This window comes from Ochrobactrum sp. MYb379, from assembly GCF_037479515.1.
Taxonomy (GTDB): domain Bacteria; phylum Pseudomonadota; class Alphaproteobacteria; order Rhizobiales; family Rhizobiaceae; genus Brucella.
Genome location: NZ_JBBGYW010000001.1, coordinates 538,089 through 559,647, shown reverse-complemented (window position 1 = coordinate 559,647; position 21,559 = coordinate 538,089). Strand labels below are relative to the sequence as shown.

Below are 21,559 nucleotides of genomic sequence, written 5' to 3'. Positions count from 1 at the left end.
TTAGGCTGCAACCCTTTGACTTTCCAAATTGTCATTTGCCGCGGCATACTTCCCTGCGACCATCTCGGGCCGGAGGATATCACGACCGACTTCGCCGAATTGCTTGCTATAGGTTATTCGCTTAGCTGATCGGCCTGACAGCCAGCCACCGCCAGCGGCATAAGCGTCTGGTGCTGCAAGCGTTTCATGCTGCTCGACATACATCAGAGTGCCTTTTCTGGCGTCATCGCTGTGTCTGTGTCCGATATGCACGTAGGCCTGCAACGAGCGGCCAAACATTCCACGGAACATGCCAGCAATCGTGCCCTCGATATTCCCCACACCTCGCTTATGCCCGTGGTGATAGGCAAGCATCGTGCTGCCCCATTCGAACGCGTAATAGAGGCTGGGAGAATTATCGACAGTGATGCGCGGCTCGTATTCATACATAACGGCCAGCATTTCGCGCAGCCATGCAGATGAGGCTGGGTCGTGGTTGCCCGATGCCATCACGACATGAACGCGCTCGTGCTTCTGCAACAACATATCGATGATGCGGCGGATCGTGCGGATCACAATTCGAATGACTTTTTGCAGGCGGCTATCAGCGTCCAGAACGTGCTTGTGGGCAGGAGTGACGCTTTCAAGCGCGTCGTGGTGCAAAAGGTCGCCGAGCTGTGCCAGAATGGCCGTGTGAGCGTCGGGAGCCTGCGCCACAGCCGCAGAGAACCAATCAAGCAATAGCTGCTCGGCAATCCGCAGATCGTAATCGCTGCCAGTTTCTTCGCGCCACGACATCATTCCGAAATGGTTGTCAGTGATCGTGAACTGATTCAACAGATCCTCGCGACAGTCCTTCGGCGCTGGCATGATAGATACGCGGGGCAGATCTTCTTTTAATGCGGCGACCACGGCCGTGATTGCAGCACGCTGTTGGTCAGCGTCCGCACGCTCCATGATGTGCTGAGTGACGATGCGCCCTTCGCTGTTAACTAGCGTCGTCTTGCCCTTAACGGCAAGGCCGGCAGTCGCCTCATAGACAGGGCCAGCTTCTTTCGTCTGGCGCATGTACGTGCCGTTAGGAGTCTCGGTCAGACTCTTGATTGCATAGCCGGGCAGCGTTTCCTTCGGGCCCATCAAGCCAAGCTCAGCCGCGCGTTTGATGCTGTCGTGAAATGCAGACTTCTTGACGCCGCACGCGTGCGCAGCCTTCGTTATCGTGCCGTGTTGCTGATACGCAGCAACACGGCGGGCTAGTTCTTGTTTTGAAAGGCGCGTGTTCGCCCGCTGTCTGTCATTGGACATACAGTCTCCTCGTGTTGGTTGGTTTGCGGGTTGGTAGCCCGCAATTTGTCATTGTGGTGGAAGTGAAAGGGGCGTCAAGTGATATCCATGGAAGAGGATATGCTGATTACTCGACACATTCGAGCGACTCATTTCATATACTTCTAATTGTAACATGCGGGGGGTGCGATATGCCTACACGGTGGCTCGGGGTAACCGTTTCTGGAGATAAGGCTATAATCGTCGATGCTACGGTATCGGATGATGAGACGGACCCAATTGTAATTAATCGAGATTTTCCATTGAAACTTCAGACGGGAGACCGCGCAGAAGCATACTCGGTGTTTTTCAAAGAACTCACGGATTACGCGAGAGAAGCTCGCATTGAAAAAGCCGTTGTTAAGGCAAGCGCCGCGCTTCAGCGCGGAGGAGGGAAATTGTCCCACCTCCTTTCTGCAGAGCTGCGTGGCGTTACCATTGCGGCACTAAGCACTGTGTGCACCACTGAAACGGTTGCAAAATCTAATCTTAGCAGAAATTTTGGCGACAGAAACGTTCAAGAATATGTCGAAGACGACGGTTTCTGGGACGATAATTTCCGAGGTGATATAAAAGCAGGAAGTAGAGAAGCTGCTTTTGGAATAATTGCTAGGTGCCGCAAATGACTGCTGTTGAGTCGACATTGATCGTTGGCGAGGAAATTGGTCGCGGCTACTTTGGTCGTGTACATGTTGGTAGAGATGTTCTTCGTGACCTGCTTGCTATCAAGATTATGGAGCGTCAAGAAGGAGAAGCAGAGGCGGAATGGACCGCACGAAGAGATGGTTTGGTGCGGGAAGGCAACAGGCTTCACCAAGCTGCCCATGCAAATGTAGTTACGGTGCACTACGTTACAACCGACAAGGAAGGCGAGTCCATCCACTTAACGATGGAGTATTGTCCTGGTGGATCACTAGAGACACCTTATAAGGCTGGACCGATTAAAGCTGATGCACTTAGAAGGTTTGGAAAACATATCTGTCTTGGTCTAGCCTCCCTCCACGATCGTGGGATGATCCACCGAGATATTAAACCCGGGAATGTTTTAATATCAGCGGACAACGTCGCAAAGGTGAGTGATTTTGGTCTAGTGACAGACGACATCGTAGAAGGCTATGCGGCAGGTGCGGGTTATAGAGATCATCTGGCTCCAGAATATTATACGTCGGGCGTCTGCAGCGTAAAATCAGATATATGGGCTCTCGGTATCACGCTATACAGACTGCTGCACGGACACGATTGGTATGCTGCCCAGACTAAGCCTAGATTTCTAGTTGAGAATGGTGGCTTTGCTCAAACCTTGAAATGGCTTCCTCACATTTCCGATGGCTGGCGGAGACTGGTCAATCGTATGCTAAGTGATGAAAGTGCGGCTCGACCTAATGACATGAGAGAAGTTTCAAGGCTTCTAGGTGCCATCAATGTTGACAACCCTTGGGCGTGCAACATCGGCGAAAATCAAATATCATGGGAGCGAATAATTAGAGGTCGAAGGCAGACTGTAAGTTATTCTCGACATTCTGTTCGACACTTCTCTTGGAACGCGGCGAGCGAAGCCTTGACCATCAATGGACGAAATCGCCAGTTAGGCGGGTCGTCTAACGTAGGCAGAGTCCAAGCAGAACGTGAGCTAAGAGCATTCTTCCGCGCGAATTAAGAGTTCAATAGGTGCAACGTAATCGCCGCCAGCCGCTATTCCAGTAGTGACGCTTGCGAAAGCCAATCGCGCAACTCGTCGACGCTCGCCACTACACTCTTTGCAATAAGAACTCGGGCTAAACTCTATAAACGGACCTTTGAAAGCACCGCCACAAAATGCGCATGCCCGCAATTTGAACTTCGCCATGTTCCGCCACCTTGAATCTTCCCTAGTGGAACATAGCAAGAACTAATTAATATGCAATTAAAAAATTGGCGTTGAGTTTGCTTTTTATTTCACCCCCTCGCCCTCGTAGTCTTCTGCTCAAACACACGATCCATGCGCTCGGTAAGCCCATCAATGCGGTTTGCAACGCTTTCGATGGCACGCATGATCTGCGAGGTCTGTTCCTGCATCCCTGCCTTTGTGGCGAATGTTTCGGCCGCACGCAGCTTATAGTCTGAAAGCTCCTGCCGGGTCAGTGCGGCAAGCGCAGTGGCTGCGTCTGCTTTAGCTCCGCATTCGGATCGTACAGTCTTGATGTGGCCTTCGATGTATTTCCAAAGGCCAAAGAGAAAGCCGAACAACATCACGATGAAGCCGACGACGCCCATGATTTCTGTGCCAGTCATGCTTCGGGTCTCTTGAGATTAAACATAGTTAATGTGCCCCTTTGTGTTCGCTTAACGTCTTTGCTGATATGATTGCAGCATGAGACAGGTATCGAATAGTTTGATTGGAGAAATTGTCGGCGCAGTGCTACGCGTTTTATGCATCGCATTGCCGGTAATTGTGGCCCTAGCTGCTGTCGTACTGATCATGCGATACGAAGACGGACGGCCGATCATGCCCCAAGGTCAGACTCCGAGAGTAACGGAGCCGTTGGGTAATTAACCTGAAGGCCGTACCCCGCACAGCTTTTCCATTTTCTCATTCTCGGCCAGGATCTGGCGCTTGGTTTCCGACGTGTCGTCATGGCTGGCATAGATCGCTCGCGCCACGTCGCAGTAATTACCGCTTGTCGCGCACCCACTGAGCAAGCCGAGCGTCAACAGCGCTGTCATCAAGACGGCTGACTTCATTTTCTATCTTCCGTGCTTTGGTTGCCGATTGTGCGTCGCGAGCGGTCTGGGCTGATTTACTGTCAGACCGGCCTTTAATGTATGCGCCGACAAGGACGGCAAGTGCCGCAGCGATTGCCACGGCGTAGCCTGTCAGCCTGGAACGCAACGTTAATAGCCACGTCATGCCGCCACCCTCTTCAGTTCGAGCCTGCCTGTATGCCAAAGCCAGAAGCCGCCACCCAAGGCAACCACGATCAAGGCGACAGTCAGGAATGCCCACGGGTTCGACACGGCGCTGATAAGGCCGGTTAGGAATGTACCGCCACCGGCTGCGACGATGGTCTGCACTGTCTTGTCCTTGAGCAAAGGCACGTCGTCAGGCTTGGCGTCATCAAGAGCAGCGGATTTCATTTCGCGTGCAGCAATAAGACTGTCGAGGAAGTTGCGGTAATATCCGGCGATTAGTGTAGCCTTATCGGTGCCGTTGACGATAACTCGCGCACCTTCCGGATCTGCTTTGCCCTTGCCGAAAAAGTCACTCAGCTTGCGGCCTGTGAACTTGCCCAACACCATGCCTTCAAAGAGGATGCGGATAGCAGTAGCCAGCTCCAGCGCCTCCTCTGGCACGTCAGCAATGCCGAACTTCTTATAGTTTTCCTCGCCAGTAATCTGAGGCAAGCCTCGTCCGCGATAGGTCCAGCCGTCGTTAACGCTGTCGTTGCCCATTCGTCCGCCATAGACCTTATTCGCAAGAGCCTGCGGCTTACGGACATATGGCTGTGCACTGGCTACAGTTGGGAATCGCGTGGGCCAAACCTGCCTGATACGCGCAGCAGACGAATAATTAAGATCCTCGACAACTGGCTGCATCTTGCCGCCTGTCTCATGAAACACAGTCGCTAGAATGTAAGCTATCTGCTCGTCAGGTAGATTCCTACGCTGCGCTTCGGCCAAGATAGCAGACGTGCCATCAACCTGAGCCTGGCTCAAACGGCCGCCAAAAGGCGCGCGCCTCGCATAAGCGAAGAACGTTGTTTTGTTCATTTGATTGTCCTTGAATTTAGATGAGCGAAAGCCCCGCCGCATTTCTGCGTCGTACCATTGTGTTTTCGAATTTTTTGATTGTCAGGATCTTGAAACCCGTAGGTTAGTTACTAAATCGAAGCCGTCATTCCAACATTTAACGTTCGATCAAATGGAGGTTTCGATGAGCGACCGTTTGTTTGACAGTCCTGTTTTTGTGAAGGACGGCCCCTACCTTGTTCGGGAAATTGCAAGCGTCGGAGACGCGTTAGATTTTCTTTATGATTGGCCGGAACACGACCGTGGCCTCATATACGAAACTGCCTGGAAAGCGTGCTGCGACAGTCACGACGGCATTAAACCAGTGGAAGTAGCTGAAAGCGCTATTCGTGGCTTTGCCAAAAAAAAGGGAATTCTCGAAGAACCTGTAGTGGCACTACCTTGGATGAAGGGCAAGAAATCAGGGGGCGGCCTAGTTCAGGCATGAAGGCGCATCATGATTTGGTTTCTGATATTTGAAGCAGCTATCCTTGCTACGCTCTCCTGCGTGATAGTTAAGCTAGGCTGGAAAGAGATCAGGTATTACATGAACCACCGACGTAATTTACAACGCTAAACCATAGCCCCGGCCTCATCGCCGGGGTTTTTGTTTGTGTTTTTCTCTTTTTGTGAGATGATGCTTGGGAGCAAATGAAGCCCCCGTTTCAGAAAAGCTCGGCCCCGGTAGCGTCCGCAAGCGCCCGGGGCTTTATTTTGGTGCCTATCTGTGTTTCAATTTTCTGGCGCAGGTGAGGTGTGACAATCTATCCAGCGCGGCCCCGGCACATATCGACCACCAGTCGTCCGGGGCCTTTCTTTTCAGAGCACTCGGCTAGATTGCAGAGGCGCTAGACATGCTACAGTCCTTGTCCACGCGCAGCCTTGTCATGGTGGGGGCAATGACAAGGCTTTTCTTTTTTGTGCGCCACACTAGTTTTCTGGTTGCGTGGGTATGTTGTGCGAATGTCTTCACGCAGCCTCGGATGTGACACCCCTCCATCCGGGACTTTCCATTTTTGGGACCGTTCGTTAACAGATCTGAAGCATTCAAAGTCGTCCAAAATAAATGCTTTGGTGCGGCCCTAGCTTGATCCCTCTCGCTGGGGCTTTTCTTTTTTAGCATGTTCTGTAATACTTGAGACGCACTCAAGGCCGCCCGTCATAGTTGCCTTGGTGCAAGACCCCGGAGTGCACCCGCACCTTTCCGGGGTTTTCTATTTTAAAGGGTGAATTGAACCTTTTTCCCGCTTAGCGCGTTTAGTACGCGGAGGAAATGCTATGGGTTGGTTCATTGGATTTATGACAGCCGCATTGCTTGCGCTGATTGGCTTTATGATCTGGTCTGAGCACAATCTCAGATGACAGTTTTCAATTTCACGTTTTCAGATCATGGATTGCTCATTGCAGGGGCTGTACTAGCAACGGCTCTCGCATGCACTCTTCTTTGGTGGTCACCAAAGTGATTATGTTACATTGCGGGTCAACCTTAACGACGCAGCTGGATGACTCGCATAACCCCGGCTCATCCACCTCTGAGTCGGGGTTTTCTTTTTCGAATGCGTAGCTATAAATGCAATGTGGCTTTGCGATGATTAAGCTTGTTGCTTTGTCATAGCCCCGACGAGAGGGGAATATTTCGTTGTGGCAAATTTCAACACGGGGTGGCATGGCGCAGTTAGTACAGTTCTTTTCTACACACATGGGCCAATACGTTGTTGGCGTAGCAGTACCCATCATCGCTACGTTATTGTTGCTTTATTTTGCGCCAAGACGACGTCGCTGGTAGGAAACCACTCGGTAAGAACGTTGGACAGAGACACGTCCTGCCCCTCTTTTGCTGGGCTTTTCTTTTTCAACTTTTGCGCTAAATCCTATTGAGTGCGAAGACAGCCCGCAATTCTGTCTAAGCGCAGCCCCAGAATAGCCCGTCAGCGTCTGGGGTTTTTCATTTCATGATAGTCCGATATACTCAGCAGATCATGCGGAGGGGCACATGTTTTTGATTGATGTTCTTGAAGACGAAATCGCAGTTTTTACTATGGCCGCTGTGATAACTATGTGCGTCTGCTTTTTAATCTGGCGATCAAATTAGACCTCACGAAGTTTGACGCGATTTTACTATTCTTCCAATATCTCACATTCGTCGAGGCGTTCGCCTTCAAGTTTGGCGATACGCGCATTAGCAGCATTGATCTGCGAAGCCATCGTATCAACAGCCTCTGCATACGCTTCCAATTGACCTTCTTGCCAAGCAATGCGGTCTTTAAGCATTTTGATGACGGTAGCCGACATTACTATTCCTCCGACTGCGACTGATCATCAGGGTTAACCTGCACAGCATCAGCTGGAACGCAGGAAATAACCTGACCGTCAGCCCATGCCGCTACCAGATCGCCTTTATCGTCAAAGAGACGAACGCCTGATCCGTCTGATTGAAACTTTGCGGCCGAGAGCGTGAGCGTAGGGCCAGAGCGTAAGGACACGTTGAAGTTTTTCATGATGTTTTCCGTTGAGGTTGAAAGCTACGCCAAGCCGATGGCGCGAACCTACGGCTTGGTAATTCCGAGAAGGTGGTAACGAATGCCCGTTGGGCCGGGCAGATTGGTGTCGCCCGGCGCGTCTGGATACAGAAGTGCGCGATAGAAGGTTTCGTGGTTCTGGATTACAAACATCTGCCGGGATGTGTCATAGACGGCGACATTGCCCCAGCCGTTGACGTATTGCAGGCGCACATTCACGCAGTAATTTGCATGACGCCGAACATCGCCGAAATCAGCCATCACCTTTGGGTAAAAGAACATATTCTTATTCGGCAGCGGTATATCGAAATACACCCCCCCGTTGCCCGCAGTGAACCGGCTGATAGGAACCCACTCATCTTGCACGACATAGGCAGTCGGCAATCTCGTATCCAAGAGAATATCGTTATAGTTGGGTGCTATGTCACTTGAACCGGGCCGCTTGATCTGGAACCCATTCGATAAGCGCCGGATCATCTTACTTCCACCCGTTGTGAACGCTGCCGGGCCGTTCGCAAACAAGACAAACTTAGCGGCATGCCCATAGGCACCCGTTGCTCGAAACCGGACGCCATCAGCATCGACGCGATAAAAGAATTCCACACGCCTGCTATCGTTGCCGGGGGTCGGGTAAGACACAGGCGGCAACTGGAAGATATTAGAACCTTCTGATTTCAGAAAGAGCTCCATATGCATGGTGGGATCAAGGTCAAACGATGTTTCTTTGGGAAAGAAATATGTCTGCCCCGGCAAGATCATCGGCGTCTCGCCAAAGAGAACGCATTTTACCGGAGACTTATCACTATCCATGATCATGTTTCGGCGAGCAGCGGTTCTCGTGTCATCGCCCGGTTTTGCCACCGCGATCCGTGTCTTGCTCATGGATATCGCTTTTTGCCCTGACACACGTGAGGGTGGCGCAGGCTCTGTTTCAGGTCCTGAAGGCAGATCCCAAACAGCAAATGTAATGTTATCTCCGGGCGTCGATACGACAGCAGAATATGGACTGCCCTGCGTATCAGCACACCCTGCCCAACCGTTATACTGAAAGTCAGCGTGTATGTTTCGGTATTCAGGCAGTCCTGTTCGTCCGGATTGGACATTCGCGACGATACAGGAGTTCATGACACCCCAAGCGCGCGGACCGCCATTTGAATTAGGAAAGTAGCCGACATATGCCCTTACCCACCCGTCACTCCCGATAACGCGAGCATCTGTGATGGGCGGAAACGGCAGATCTGTCATTCTGCCCAAAAAAGCAATCGGGTAGAAATAATCATAGCTTTGGGTGGGGCCATAATTGGACCTGAGACCCCAAAGCGTTTGATTTAACGGCTTGCCATCAAGAGAATAGCTCCCGGTTGGAAACCGGGATTTATTCAACGCACCATAGGATCTATGTGCGTAATCGTATGAAAGCCGCTGCGACTCTGAATCGAAGTAGAACTTGTCATAGTCGCCTATGGCGGTTGTAAATGGATTATCGTTATCATTCTTCATCACCTTAAGAATTGGACCGACGCCCGGCTTTATTCCCATTCGTACGCGCATGCAGACCTCACACAAACAAATCCCAATAGCCTTCGTTCAAGTTGATAACGAACTTGTTGTCAGGGCTGCTTAGCGTTCCAGCTTTGATATCTCCGGCGTTAACCGAGAGGGCGGCGAGATTGTTGACGTTCATCTTGTCAGCTGTGATTGCACCGGCCACGATACCGGAGCCGTCAATCAGCACAAACCCGCCATCACTCCATGGTGCGGCTTCAGACACATAGGGCGGAACCTCTGCTAGAAACGGCTTATAGAGAAACATGTAGCTGTCCGTGCTTCCCGCGCGCGTTCCCATTTTGCGGATATGGATGCCTGCCGCCACTGCATTGGCGGGAGCGACAGCGCGAACCACAAGCCTCGTCCAAGTCTCAGGGTTTGTCGAACTACCGGCGGAACTGGCGCTATTCACATCTGCCGATGAATAGGAAGATACCCCATCAGCGGTACGCCACTCGATACGCAACTGAATGTTACACCGATGAGCAGACGTATAAACCGACGCCTCCCATGTATCGCCTGCATTAACCGGATAGCAGTTGGCTTTCCATCCAGTCTGATCGGGTCTGTTCTGGCGAACGTCGATATAGCCCGTCTCAACCGCATTGCTTTGATAAACACGAAGTGTTGGATTAAGCGGACCCGACCATGAACCACCAGCTGCTACCAAGCTGAAATTCCATGCCCAACTCGTCGGAGCACCACTCGCAGTCCATGTGCTCAAACCTGCCGTGAACTGCGAGTTCTGCAGGACGTTTCGCGATATGCCGACTGCAAGCTTGTCGGTGGCAATAGAACCCGAAGCGATCTTGTCTGCTGTTACCGCTCCCGCTGCAAGCTGCGTGGCACTGATTGCACCGGCAGCGACCTTACCGGCTGTGATGGCATTGGCTGCAAGTTTGTCGGTGGTTACCGAACCGGCAGAGATATGGTTAGCGTTAATAGCGCCATCGACAATCAACTCAGCGTTATTTTTCCGAAGCACATGAATATTCGTCACATACACGGTACCACCAGTCAAAGAAGACTGCCTACGCGCATAGATGTAACGAATGGAAACGGCATTTGCAGGAACCGCAATCTCCCCAACAGCAGTCTGCCAACTGTACAAATTTGTCGTTCGCGGAACCGCCTGCACTGATCCCGCAACGTTTCCATCCGCATCACTAAACTGCACATAAACACCAAATCCAACGCCAACAGCGCCACCTGATGCATAATCGAATTGCACATGAAATCGCTCACCGGATCGGACAGGAATGTCTCTGAAGCCTAAGATCGTGGTGGTCGTGTCAGCAGGTACCATCTGAACAGCAAAAGCTGAAGGCATCGTTTTGATGGCATTAGTATTGCTGTTTATGTTTCTGGCAATGCGCGTGGCGTTGGAGCTGATCTCAGTCCACCCGGCCATATCCTGAAGAAATGATCCGTTGGTTACGAGGTTGGTATAATCGGTAAGGACAAGTTCACGCGCTGTTACAGAGTTTGCGACCATTTTGTTGCCAGCAATCGTATTGGCGGCTATCTTGTCACCCGTGATGGAACCGCCCTGAATTTTTACGGCAGTTATCGAGTTCGCTGCAATAGCAGCCGCTGTCACTGAACCAGCAGCCAGATGCAATGCGGTAATGGCATTGGTGACGATGTTGCCACCATCAATCAGTGTCACACCAGATGGTGACCAGACCGATGCCTCTGTCTGGTTTTGTCCAGCTTCGCCAAACGGCATGCGGGTCAACCATAAGTAACTGTTGGTTCCAGACACTGTCGGGTTTTTTCTTACGAAAGGACGGGCCTTCACCGCTCCAGCAGGTGCTGTGGCAATGAGTGCGGGCCTCTGATATTCGGACAATTTGAAGTTTGCCGAACCGCTCTTTCTTAAAACTACCACTAACCCAGAATGAGAAACAGTTTCACCTGCCGCATTTAACCATTGAATATACAAATCTGCGTCGCAGCGATTTGAAAACAGATAGGCCGAGAACTCGTACTTGCTGCCTTCAGAAACATCGAAATATTTCGCGGTCCCTTGCGGAGTGACTTGGAAAACATCCGCGCGACCACTCGATGCTGCATCCGTCTGATACACCTGCAATGCGCCACCGGGGGGTGCAAAACCATCCGCTCTTATAGAGAGCGGCTGTATCACCAGATTGCCGTTGACGGCCCAGCCCGTAAGCCCAGCCGTCAGATCACTATTCTCAAACCAGTTGGCAGCACGACCAACAGCCAACTTTTCGGCTGAGATCGCACCCGCTGCAATTTTATCCGCAATGACGGCTCCCGCCGCTATCGCACTTGCATTGACTGCACCTGCCGAGATTGCGCCAGCAGTTACCGAATTCCCAGCAAGGTTATCCGCTGAAACAGCACTTGCAGCAATCGTTCCAGCGGTTACAGCACCCGCCGCAATATTGCCCGCCTGTACCGCACCCGCATCAAGCTTTCCAGCAGTGACAGCACCTGCCAAGAGCTTTGGCGATGAAATTGCACCATCGGTGATCTGGGTACCTTTGATCTGTCCTGTGATCTTTACTGCATTGATCGCTGCAAGCTGCGCATCATTGATCAGACCGCTAATGTCCGTTGAGGCAACACTCGCAAGCCAGACAGTACCATTCCAGCGATAAAGCTTGCTGTCAGTTGTTAGAAACACCTGCCTGCCGAGCGCATTGCCGGTCGCAGGAAGTGCGGCAAGAACTTCTACCGGACGAAGCCCGATTGCAAATTTACCAAGCGTAATGGCTTCATTGGCGATCTTTTGCGCCGTGACCGCAGCATCGCCAAGCTTTCCAGCGATAACAGCACCGTCCGCGATCTTGATTGAAGTCACGGCTTCATTGGCTAGTTTGATCGCCGTGATGGATTCATTCATGATCTTGGAAGCGGTGACGGCACTATCAGCCAGCTTTTGCGATGTGACCGATCCATCGGCCAGATCAAACGAGGCCGCAGTCCATGCGGTCCCATTCCACGTGTACATTTTGCCATCAGCAGTATTGTAGAACTGCCTGCCGTCAAAATTGCCCTGCGTGGGCAGTTGTTCGCCAATCTCAATCGGCGTGATGCTGTTTGCAAAATGATTGAGCCGGATCGCTTCATTCGCAATCTTGTCGAACTCAACCGACGCGGCCGCAAGTTTCGCAGCCGTGATTGCCCCCTCTCCAATGTCTTTATCAATCAGAAGGTTACGCGGCGTTTTTACCGGCATCCATGCGGATGGAATGACCTGACGACCGGAATAAGGAACGTAGACGCCTTGAACCGCATAATCTTCATCAGGCAGGAAAATGCCGTTGAGGATGACCGAGCGGCTTGGATTGTCATAATCCGGGTCGCCGTAAGGAATTTCGCCGTCGAACACAATTTCCAGCGTGCTTGCCAGCCGTACCTTTACACGTACAGAACGCACGTCAGTCATGTTTGCAGCAAAAAACACTTCAATGCTTGGACGGCGCGAGATGCCGTCAGTGTCCTTTAATTCCGCAGGCTGCACACCCCAGCCGACCATGATCTGCGCAGTTGGCCAATTCGGAGTGAGAGGTCCAACAGACCACGGCAACGTGTCACGATTGGCATTCCAATCATAATCGGAAGGATCAACTTCCGTAATCGAAGCCACCTGCGTGACATTCGGTTGATCATCGATCCCCATGATTTCAAAGTGCTTGTTCTGATAGCCTTCTTTCTGGCTTGTCAGCGCAATCACATCGAAAGGATCAAGAACAGCAGCCCACGGCGGCAATGTCACTATATGCTTGCGGAAACGACGATTTGACTTGGCAAGCGCCATCATCAGGCGTTGCACCTGATTGGCAAATGGCACCGCGTTAAACTCAACATCAGCCAGCAGAATGCGGCCTTCGTCCTCAGCCTCATATTCAGGGAAACGACGCTGTGGCGCGTCTTTCATTTCCCATGCAGCATCAGGACTTGGCCATGTGCCAGTCACGCCATTGAACGTGTTTTCCAGACCCGGAAACGCGTCAAACTCACGCTCTTTGGTGATGACAAACTCGCCATCGCTGAGAAACGCCACTGGCAATCCGGGCGGGCCGACGCGAACGCTGTAAATGCCACCGCTTTCCGAGATGCGACCGTTGCAAGATTTGAGCAGTTCTTCGATCACGTCCATCGGATCTTGATCGAGCGTGCGGATTTCATAGCCGCAGCGGAACTGTTTTTCGAGTTGGCCATTCTCGATCTGGACGAGAATATCGCATTCGTTCATCGCAGCCATCCAGCCGGATAGCGGCAAACCCCAAAGCTTTACGGTTCCACCCCAGATGAACTCACCCTCATAATGAATGCCGCGCAAAATGTTGTAGGCGATGACGATAGGGTTATCGGTCCACTCATATGTCGCTTCATTGCCCCAGCGATGCGGACCATTGCCACCAACGGTGCTATCCTTGCGCGGATCATAGAGCTTGATGCCCTGCACTTCAAAACGGAAGGCAGGAATAGCCGTCATGAGGTGGCGTTCAAACTCAGCCGTTGCAATGACGTAGGCAACACCCCGACCAATCATATCGCCGAGCCATGGGCGCTCATCACCTGCAAACTTTGCAACAAGAGTAGCGTCAGCCGTAGTCTGGTCGCCCAAATAGTATTTGAGAAACGTAAACCACCAACGCGAGTATTTGTATTCTGCAATTGGATAGCTGGTTGCGCCAAGCTTGGCGGCTTCCGAACTTGTAACAATGCTGGGATCGCGATTGCAGGTTTCACCATTCACAAACACGCGGTTGCCGATGCTTTGAACCGGCAAATCAGAAACCGTGATAACCTGTGTCAGAACGGCATTCTCAACGTCATCGACTTTGCCAAATGAATTGACAAATTCCAGATGGCCGGCTGTGGCGTAGGTGCCGACGATAAACGACAGGGATTTGTCGCCGCCCAACTGCACCTGACCAACGATGCCTGGCTGTGTCTGCTTTTTGGCAGACATTTTCGCAAGCAGGCTTGAACCCAGCTGAAACGCAATGCCGAATGCCAGCTTAATGAGGGTCGCAGCAATACCACCAGCCTTTAGCAGACCCGTAATAGCACCAATAGCCGCTGTAACCGGATCCGCAAAAGCAGGCAGCATCATGCAGAGCGTGAGTGAAACCACCCACGCCGCCATGCGCAAGATTTTCATGCTGTTTACCTGTCAGTGAAAAGGAACGTGAAACGTCCGCTTGGCATCTAAAAGCGCCACCGTGCCGATACCGGCCTGATCCGGGCGAAGCACGTAAATGCGCTGCCCTTGCACCACGCCGAGCGCTATGCCCTGATCTGTCTCTATCGCAGCCAGATCACCAACATGCGCGGATGAAGGGTGGCACTCCTCAAAGAGCGATGCGGCCATCGCCGCATGATCGTCAAAGCCCGATTTTCTCAGCTTGCGCAGACCTCCTATGAGCGTCTTGTATTTTCCGCGATAGTCGGCTGCAAAATCCTCGCCCGTCATGGCCTCAACTGCACCGGCAGCAAACAAGGCACAATCATGCACGCCCCACTGGAAGGGTTTATGCGCGACCTCATAGAGATAAGCTGAAAGGCGCGTGCGCCAATCGTGATAACGCTTGATCGTCATTTCTTTGCCTCCCCCCAGAATATGTTTTGAAGCCATTCACCGGCCACATCGGTATGGCGACGATACCGATCACCTTGGCGGCGTTTCTGCTGCTCATCCGACCGGCGCAATGGATTTGTCTTTGTGAGCTGACGCGTGTGAGAAACGCATGTCAGTTCGATATTGCCCGTACCACCCGCAGCTGGCGTGTTGATTTTCATGTTATTGACCCAGCCAATAAACCGGGATCGCGCGGGCGCGACCGGAAGCATGGTATCAACGTCGAAATAGCCACGATGGATCTGGATTGGTGCGTGACGCACTTCAAAGCCGCGAACGGCTAACTGTGTGGCAGCATCGACCTGACTAAGCAGAATGCGGATCGAGCGAATGGTCAAATCGCTTTCCTGCGGGATGGCAGGAATATCGAGCAATGAGCCTGCGCCGTGATAAGTCCGTACAATAGGGAGATTGGTTTCTGGATTAATTACGGTTACGTCTTGAGCGTCCAAACCATTCCAGAAGCCAATTGCTTCAAGCCCACCATTTTCGCGGTTCTTGGCTTCAATCCACAGCAGATTAAATGGCGCAATAGCCTCGCGGTTCTGCAAAGCCGTGAGTGTCGCCTGATCGTAAGCTTTCATGGGCGTTGCATCACCGAAAATGAGATTGTGCTGAAGCGGCCAGAATGAGCCACTTGCAGGCTATCCGGCACGATGAAAACTTTGGCGGCGGGCTTGAGAAAGTTCACCGCCAAGTTTGCGACAATGCCAGCCGGAAGGTGCGGGCGAATTTCAAATAGACCCGTGACTCCATTTGCCGACGCCGTTGCATCCGATACGAGACGGCCCAAGTACCGGCGAACCGGATTTGAACCGTAATCAATTGACAACATGTCGCCAGCACTCAGTTTGTAGTTTGCCGGAATTGCCTTCACTGACAGTGACTTGTTGTTTGCACCCTTAAGATCGACCCTAGGAGATGCAGAGCCAAGCTTAACGCCTCCGGGGTCTTTGGCGGGATAGCTGTTTGTGCAACTGGCAAAATAGAAATTGCCAATCGGACCGTCTAGCGCTTCAAGCTTTGCCTGAATGGCTCGCGCTTTGGTGTGAACCATCGGTGCAAGAACCACATCAGCAGACCATCGAGAAGGCGCAAGTTTGGCAGCCAGAACCTCGCCTGTGCCAAGGCCAGAATACTCCAGCTGTTCTTTGAGAACCCATGGAGCGCTGACGACCGGCAATAAGTCAAAAAGCACCGAAAGTGGAATTGGATCAGCCATTATTCCTCATCCCACTGCATAAGGGTCTTGCGCGATCTGGCGAAAGCGACGGGGAAGCAACTCGCGGTCGTACTGAGTGAGCCCCTGCTCGACACCCGCTGAAACCATCTTCATAATTTCCGCGTTGCCACGCGCACCTGACACATCGATTTTGATGGTTCCGGGGGAGCCAGGCGCAGCGTTGCTTTTCGATGAAGGCGCTTTCAGGACGGGCATCTTCGGAATACGCGGGATGGACATAGCCACGCCGCCGCCGACAGAGTATCCACTGACGCCACGACGCATTGCATCAACAACAGACGGGCCGCCTGCGCGCGCAACGTCTTTTTGCGACCATACTACCTCGCCTTTATGAACCACGCCGGCTGGCTGATTAACGCCTCCAGGACCCGTATAGCCGCCCTCAGCGAAGCCAATGCTTTTCATCATGCCCGTGAGCCAGCCGCCTGAGCGTGAAGCATTCGCACCTCCGAAGATAGCATCAAAAGCGCTATTCAGAATCATCTCAGCCAGCTTATTTAGAATGCCCACCAGAGCATCCTGCAGGCTATTTGCTCCGGTGATAGCGCCAACCACTCCAGATTTAAATGTGTCGTAGAATTCAGCGGCGGCTTGTTCTGTCTTGCCCTGCTCTTCCTGCACAACGCGTAGTTCGTCTGCTTGACGCGCATAGGCTTCCGACACAGCATTGATCGAGGCAACCTGATCGGAAGATAGCTTGACGCTTTCCCAATCCTTGTCGCCTTTTTTGCGAGCCTCCTCGCGCAGTCGTGCAAGCACATCCTGCTCAAGTTCCATCGCAGTGCGGCGCTTTTCCTGCTCGATATAGGTCAGCCCAGTAATCTTGGCCTCTTCAGCCAACGCCGCTGTTCGATCCTTCACCTGCTGTGTAATCTGAAAGAAATAGTCGTCTTCGGTTTTCTTAGGTGCTTTTTCAGCCTTCGGCTTTTTGCCTTCGGTACTCCAACGCTCGTTTGCAGCGATATTAGCGCGAGATATGGTCTCGATCTGCTGCTCAGTTAGCTTAGTGCCATCCTTGAGTGCATCATTGCGCACCTTAATGCGCTCCAACTCAAGCGTATGCTCTTTCTTATTCAGTGCAGCTTTTCTGAGAGCTTCCTTCTCGTAGGAATCCGCAGCGATCTTGTTTACGTCGATGGGCAGCCGGTCGTCTTTGGCTGAGCGGCCGTTTGACGTTAAAGTGTCGGCTAATTCTGCCTTGAGAATTCTGCTAGCGGCTGCGGCCTCTTTCAGCTTGCCAATAAACACTTCGATTGAACTAGTAAAATTATCCCATGTAGGATTTGCACGGGTAATGCTATCTAGTTCTTTCGCAAGATCGGCAGCCGATATGGATCCGGACTTAAATCGCTCGCCAAGCTCTTTTACCTTATCCACCTCATCTTGAGGCACTCCTTCAAAACTGACGTTCCGCAGGTTATCGAATTCATCCACAACGCGTAGAACTGCGTCCTCTATCTCCTTAAGAGAATATGTGACACCTGCTTCTAGTTTTTCTGGTAAACCTCTAGCTATTTTTTCCGATGCGTTTTCAACTTCATTGCCAGTTTTCTCAGCGGCATTTCGGACCTTCTCGAGAGCTTTGGCGTAAACCTCAGAGCCTTCGCTCGATTTACCGACTGTCTGGTTATAAAGCAGCAACGACCCAACAAGCGCGCCACCAACCAACATTCCGACCGGACCAGCAGCAGCTCCGACCCCTGTGATAGCTGTCGCTAGCCCACCAATAGTGCGTGCCGCAGCCAGAGCCTTCGTGAAGTTAATAAGCGCCGCACCTGCTAAGCCAAGCTTGCTAATCATGACGGCAAGTGATCGGCCAACAAGCGCCCCCGCCAACACTGCTGCGACCTGCAAACCAGCATCCGCAACTTTATCGAAGTTGTCAGCGATAATGATCAATGCATCAGCGATCTTGCGCGAGGCACCTGTAGCAGTATCGGCATTGCCAACATATTGCAGAATCGCATTGTTGAGGAGCGTGAAGCCGTCACCAATGGTAGCAGGCATGTCACCAGCTTCTTTCCGAAGAAGCTGCATCTGGCTGGTTAGACCCCTAACGATATCTTGGCCGGTAATTTTGCCTTGCGCACCCATGCGGCGCAGACCATTAGTCGTTGTTCCAAGGCCAGCAGCAAGTGCTTCTGCGACACGTCCACCCGTAGAAATGACAGTGTTGAGGTTGTCGCCTGAGAGTTTTCCAAGAGCCATTGCCTTGGAAAGTGCATCTATAACGCTCGCTGCTCGATCGCCTTTAGCACCAGAAACGACAAGCGCGTTGTTCAACGCCTCAGTGTAGTCGAGCGTCTTATCTGTATTATAACCAAGGTCTTTAAGGGCAGTGGCATTACCAAGATAACTGTCAGCTGTCTGTGTTAGATCAGAATATGTTCGACGGGCCATTTCGCCCAGGCGGCCCATCACCTCAGTGCTTTTGTCGATAGATCCCGCCGCGAGATTTACACGGGAGGTCATATCGGTCCACTGGTCAGTCATTTTCCGCAACTGATCCGCGCCGAGCACCGCGCCAATTCCGGCCATCGGCGCAACTAGACTGCGCGCCATGTTTTTACCGATACCGTCTAAACGCTTATTCGCAGCCCGCCACGTCTGTTCGACTTGCCTTGCGGCTTTGGCGCTTACGCCATTCATCTGCTGCAAATCGCGCATAAACGGCTTCATCTCCATACGCATTACTGCGCGGAGCTCTTCCACAGTGACGGCCATGATTTATCCTGATAAAGAAAAAGCCCGCGTGAGCGAGCTTGGAGATGGGGATGAAACTGTTAATCGGCGCGACATGCGTCGCCGTCATAGCCTTCGTGGGCTATTTCTTTTGGAATGAATATGCAGATGCACAGGCTCGCGCGAAAAACGCGCAAGCGCTAGAGCGAACATCCTTCGAAAATAATTGCTGGCGGATAACTAGTTCCAACAAAAAATATGACAAAGCATATGCGGATTCAATGTCGAGCAATGAACGCGTAGATCGACTTAAGGAATGCATCACCTATTTCGATACTGGCAAGCTACCTAACTAACCCCCGCTGCCTTCACCATCGCGAGATGCTCTTGCCAACTTGGCGGGGCAACTTCTTCTTCCGCACCATTTGCCTTTGACCAGCCTTTGGCAGCGGCAGACAATTCCCAAAGTGTCATACTGTCGACGTCGCGCGGTGTGAAACCCATTACAGCACCCATGCCGTAATATGTGGAGAAGACTAGGTTTCCGTCGTCGTCTCCACTTTCTGCTCCCCCGTAGTCACCGGCTCGTCAGCAGAAAGCGATTTCATGATGACTTGGGCGGCGAGACCGATGTGTTCTGTAAGAGGGCGGTTGTCGACGTAGGCCTGCACCAAAATACTTGCTTCGGTTGGCGTGGTGCCAGCACCGATAAGACCCAACCGAATAGGCTCGCGCACGTCGTCAACACGCCAGTCGCCGCCAAAGCTGCGCAGCATGCTATAGACGTTAAAATCTGCCCGAAAGTCTGGATCTTCAGCGCCGAGTTTATAGGTCACAGGATCTGGCCGCTTGTGGTCTGCTGCCTGCGGTTGAAACGACACGAGACGTGCAAGCACTGTTGCAGGTCCAACCTTGCAGTTCTCTTGCAGGGTACGCAATTCGCCAATGCCGAGGCGGAACGAGCGCTGCGCTCCGCCAAGTTCATCTACATATGTCTGGGTCATTAGGTTGCCGGCACCCATTTGATTTCACCATCGCTCTGAAGCGCGACGGTTGAAGTGACATACCCCTTGCCTTCCTTAGCAAGCCCAAGGTTGGTCATGACATAATTACCCTGAAAATGACCGCCACCAAGCGCGGACGTCAAACCGCCAAGCGTAACGCGAACTGCAAATGCCTCACCAGCCAGCATCTTCGTGCGCAAAACGCCATAACTGACAGGGTCCATTGTGCCTGCACCGTTAATACCCGCCGAAAGTGTATCGACAGAGCGCAGCACCCAATTTGGAGCATCTGGATTTTCGCAGTTGGGCTCACTGGCGTCCGTGGTCGTTGCTTCAATCGAGAATTCTTGTGAACTGTTGATTGTGCAAGAATGCGACCACTCGGTAGGTGCGGTGCCCTCTGAAAACTGAATAAGTAGCTGTTTGGTAACGGCCATGTCGGCTGTTCCTTTCAAAGAAAAAGCCGCTCAATGGCGGCTGCTTGTCGAGATTATTTCGGCTGGGTATCGATCGCGATTGACATGCGCGCTCGGTAATGCGGCGGATCGTCGGAATAGACGATCGTTTCAACTCGGATGCGATCAACCGTGTGACCGACCACATCCAAGGTCTTCTCGTGAAGATTGTCACGGATTGCCGCCGCGACAGCCTTAGAAGCCGCATATGTCAGTGAATCCGCCCACACATCGATTTGCATCGTGCTTTCGGTGCGATCCCACCATTCTTCGTCAATCGGAGTTTCAAACCCCGACCAAACCTGCACATAGGGATACTGCGCGTCGTGAGGTATCTCGCTAAAAACACGATGACCAGCAGAGGTATTCATATTGCGAATGACTGATACAAGTCCTGCTTGAATCGCTAGATTAGGACTAGCCATTGGCCATCACCTGTCGGAGTACCCGCCTTATACCAAGTCTTGCGCGCCGCATGGCTTTCTTTTTCCCCAGTTTATAGCCTGGCCAAAAGAAAGCTTTCGGAGCCATATTCTTCGTGCCGTACTCTACCGCTAGAGCATAGTCGTATGATGGCGCGTTTCCTTTGGCAGATTTGCGCACGACCTTGCGGGTTGCTGGGCCGCCGGCGACTATGGACACGCCAATAGTGCCGTCTGTCAGCGACTCGGTGCGAATAGAGCCACGCAATGTGCCATCATCTACAGGGACGAATGAACGCTGCTGCATGTTCACCTCACGCCCCGCAAGTGTGAGATCAGACTGAGCGCGAGCCTTTATGGCATCAGGTATGCGTGCAAGCTTTCGTTTCAGCTTTTCCATGCCGATGATTTTACCAATGCTCGTCATCAGCCATCCTCGCCTTCAATAACCAACATCTCGAGATAGGCGTTCTGCTCGTCAGGATTAACGACGGTCTTGATGCCGAACACACGGTTTGGTCGTTGCTCGCCGTTGCTTCCAGCTGAGATCCCCGCACGCGAGTCATACGCACGCCATGTTGGTGAAACCTGTCGGGTTTGGCCACTTGCACGAACAGTGAGATTATATGGCTGCTGTGAGACCAGACGCGATGCAACAAGGCTTTCTGCATTGCCACCGAACTTCGGAGCCAAGCGCGCAGCGACAGTAAACTGATCTACCCATTCCCCGCGGGTGCCGCCGTATCCGTCATCCAAATTCTCACGACGCTGGAATGTGACCTTGGCGTTCAAGCTCCCCGCGCCACTACGATTTGCCATTTACACTCTCACGTCTCGGTGTTGGCAATTTCTCTGCCTTGCCTTTTTTAACTGCTGAGTCTGCGCACCGCGTGGTGACAAGGCCGGACCAGCCGGCTTCATAGGCAATCGTCACGCCGTAGCGTGGAGACCAATCAAAATTTTCGGAAAAGCGAACGTGGGGCATATTTCCCTCCT

Annotated in this window: 22 protein-coding genes and 1 pseudogene; 4 read left to right on the top strand and 19 right to left on the bottom strand. The window is 52.2% G+C overall.

What is annotated here, in order from left to right; genetic code table 11:
* Positions 1 to 1,284, bottom strand: coding sequence for an oxidoreductase (locus WH356_RS02865; RefSeq protein ID WP_339508689.1), 1,284 nt, complete (start codon positions 1,282 to 1,284; stop codon positions 1 to 3).
* Between the two features lie 170 nt (positions 1,285 to 1,454).
* On the opposite strand from WH356_RS02865, the gene WH356_RS02860 reads away from it, so the two are divergent.
* Together WH356_RS02860 and WH356_RS02855 are read left to right on the top strand one after the other, a co-directional pair.
* A complete protein-coding gene (locus WH356_RS02860) occupies positions 1,455 to 1,928 on the top strand; it encodes a hypothetical protein (RefSeq protein WP_339508687.1) in 474 nt (157 codons plus the stop codon).
* The gene (locus tag WH356_RS02855) at positions 1,925 to 2,959 is read left to right on the top strand and encodes a serine/threonine-protein kinase (RefSeq protein WP_339508686.1); all 1,035 of its coding nucleotides are present in this window, start codon (positions 1,925 to 1,927) and stop codon (positions 2,957 to 2,959) included. The genes WH356_RS02860 and WH356_RS02855 overlap by 4 nt, the downstream gene beginning before the upstream one ends.
* A gap of 278 nt (positions 2,960 to 3,237) precedes the next feature.
* On the opposite strand, the gene WH356_RS02850 is transcribed toward WH356_RS02855, so the two are convergent.
* The 3 genes from WH356_RS02850 to WH356_RS02840 all read right to left on the bottom strand — a co-directional run bounded on the left by WH356_RS02850 (position 3,238) and on the right by WH356_RS02840 (position 5,049).
* Complete coding sequence (locus WH356_RS02850; RefSeq protein WP_339508684.1) at positions 3,238 to 3,573, bottom strand: hypothetical protein; 336 nt, start codon at positions 3,571 to 3,573, stop codon at positions 3,238 to 3,240.
* A gap of 379 nt (positions 3,574 to 3,952) precedes the next feature.
* Positions 3,953 to 4,189: a hypothetical protein gene (locus WH356_RS02845; RefSeq protein WP_339508682.1), complete on the bottom strand. Its 237-nt coding sequence runs from the start codon at positions 4,187 to 4,189 to the stop codon at positions 3,953 to 3,955.
* Positions 4,186 to 5,049, bottom strand: a complete 864-nt coding sequence (locus tag WH356_RS02840; RefSeq protein ID WP_339508680.1) for a chitinase — start codon at positions 5,047 to 5,049, stop codon at positions 4,186 to 4,188. Before WH356_RS02840 ends, WH356_RS02845 begins: the two co-directional genes overlap by 4 nt.
* 163 nt (positions 5,050 to 5,212) lie before the next feature.
* Between WH356_RS02840 and WH356_RS02835 the strand changes: the two genes are divergently transcribed.
* Entirely contained in the window at positions 5,213 to 5,515 is a 303-nt protein-coding gene (locus WH356_RS02835; protein WP_339508679.1) for a DUF982 domain-containing protein, read from the top strand.
* Positions 5,516 to 7,185: 1,670 nt separating this feature from the next.
* Here WH356_RS02835 and WH356_RS02830 read toward each other — a convergent pair.
* From WH356_RS02830 to WH356_RS02820, 3 genes are read right to left on the bottom strand one after another with little or no spacing between them, the layout of a single operon-like run.
* Positions 7,186 to 7,359, bottom strand: a complete 174-nt coding sequence (locus WH356_RS02830; protein WP_339508678.1) for a hypothetical protein — start codon at positions 7,357 to 7,359, stop codon at positions 7,186 to 7,188.
* 2 nt (positions 7,360 to 7,361) lie between these two features.
* A complete protein-coding gene (locus WH356_RS02825; RefSeq protein WP_339508677.1) occupies positions 7,362 to 7,565 on the bottom strand; it encodes a hypothetical protein in 204 nt (67 codons plus the stop codon).
* A gap of 48 nt (positions 7,566 to 7,613) precedes the next feature.
* On the bottom strand, positions 7,614 to 9,137 hold the full coding sequence (locus tag WH356_RS02820) for a hypothetical protein (protein WP_339508676.1): 1,524 nt from the start codon (positions 9,135 to 9,137) through the stop codon (positions 7,614 to 7,616).
* Positions 9,138 to 9,810: 673 nt separating this feature from the next.
* Between WH356_RS02820 and WH356_RS24020 the strand changes: the two genes are divergently transcribed.
* Positions 9,811 to 10,275, top strand: coding sequence for a pentapeptide repeat-containing protein (locus WH356_RS24020; RefSeq protein ID WP_445253615.1), 465 nt, complete (start codon positions 9,811 to 9,813; stop codon positions 10,273 to 10,275).
* 2,514 nt (positions 10,276 to 12,789) lie between these two features.
* On the opposite strand, the pseudogene WH356_RS24015 reads toward WH356_RS24020, so the two are convergent.
* The 12 genes and pseudogenes from WH356_RS24015 to WH356_RS02760 all read right to left on the bottom strand — a co-directional run.
* Positions 12,790 to 13,269 (bottom strand): annotated as a pseudogene (locus WH356_RS24015) (phage tail protein); the annotation flags it as partial.
* A gap of 1,023 nt (positions 13,270 to 14,292) precedes the next feature.
* Positions 14,293 to 14,718 carry a DUF6950 family protein gene (locus WH356_RS02810; RefSeq protein WP_339508672.1) on the bottom strand — a complete coding sequence of 142 codons (426 nt, stop codon included), beginning with the start codon at positions 14,716 to 14,718 and terminating at the stop codon, positions 14,293 to 14,295.
* Entirely contained in the window at positions 14,715 to 15,341 is a 627-nt protein-coding gene (locus tag WH356_RS02805; protein WP_339508671.1) for a hypothetical protein, read from the bottom strand. The genes WH356_RS02810 and WH356_RS02805 overlap by 4 nt, the downstream gene beginning before the upstream one ends.
* Complete coding sequence (locus WH356_RS02800; protein ID WP_339508669.1) at positions 15,338 to 15,979, bottom strand: hypothetical protein; 642 nt, start codon at positions 15,977 to 15,979, stop codon at positions 15,338 to 15,340. Before WH356_RS02800 ends, WH356_RS02805 begins: the two co-directional genes overlap by 4 nt.
* Positions 15,980 to 15,985: 6 nt before the next feature.
* Positions 15,986 to 18,724 (bottom strand): tape measure protein, encoded by a 2,739-nt coding sequence (locus WH356_RS02795; protein WP_339508667.1) that lies wholly within the window; start codon positions 18,722 to 18,724, stop codon positions 15,986 to 15,988.
* A gap of 306 nt (positions 18,725 to 19,030) precedes the next feature.
* Positions 19,031 to 19,186, bottom strand: a complete 156-nt coding sequence (locus WH356_RS02790; protein ID WP_167659775.1) for a hypothetical protein — start codon at positions 19,184 to 19,186, stop codon at positions 19,031 to 19,033.
* Positions 19,187 to 19,218: 32 nt separating this feature from the next.
* Entirely contained in the window at positions 19,219 to 19,686 is a 468-nt protein-coding gene (locus WH356_RS02785; protein ID WP_339508665.1) for a gene transfer agent family protein, read from the bottom strand.
* A complete protein-coding gene (locus WH356_RS02780; RefSeq protein WP_339508663.1) occupies positions 19,686 to 20,123 on the bottom strand; it encodes a phage tail tube protein in 438 nt (145 codons plus the stop codon). Before WH356_RS02780 ends, WH356_RS02785 begins: the two co-directional genes overlap by 1 nt.
* Positions 20,124 to 20,176: 53 nt before the next feature.
* The gene (gp17, locus tag WH356_RS02775; protein WP_339508662.1) at positions 20,177 to 20,566 is read right to left on the bottom strand and encodes a tail completion protein gp17; all 390 of its coding nucleotides are present in this window, start codon (positions 20,564 to 20,566) and stop codon (positions 20,177 to 20,179) included.
* A complete protein-coding gene (locus tag WH356_RS02770) occupies positions 20,559 to 20,990 on the bottom strand; it encodes an HK97-gp10 family putative phage morphogenesis protein (RefSeq protein WP_339508660.1) in 432 nt (143 codons plus the stop codon). Before WH356_RS02770 ends, gp17 begins: the two co-directional genes overlap by 8 nt.
* Positions 20,990 to 21,382 (bottom strand): head-tail adaptor protein, encoded by a 393-nt coding sequence (locus tag WH356_RS02765; protein WP_339508658.1) that lies wholly within the window; start codon positions 21,380 to 21,382, stop codon positions 20,990 to 20,992. The genes WH356_RS02770 and WH356_RS02765 overlap by 1 nt, the downstream gene beginning before the upstream one ends.
* Entirely contained in the window at positions 21,369 to 21,548 is a 180-nt protein-coding gene (locus WH356_RS02760) for a hypothetical protein (protein WP_339508656.1), read from the bottom strand. The genes WH356_RS02765 and WH356_RS02760 overlap by 14 nt, the downstream gene beginning before the upstream one ends.
* Positions 21,549 to 21,559 lie beyond the last annotated feature (11 nt).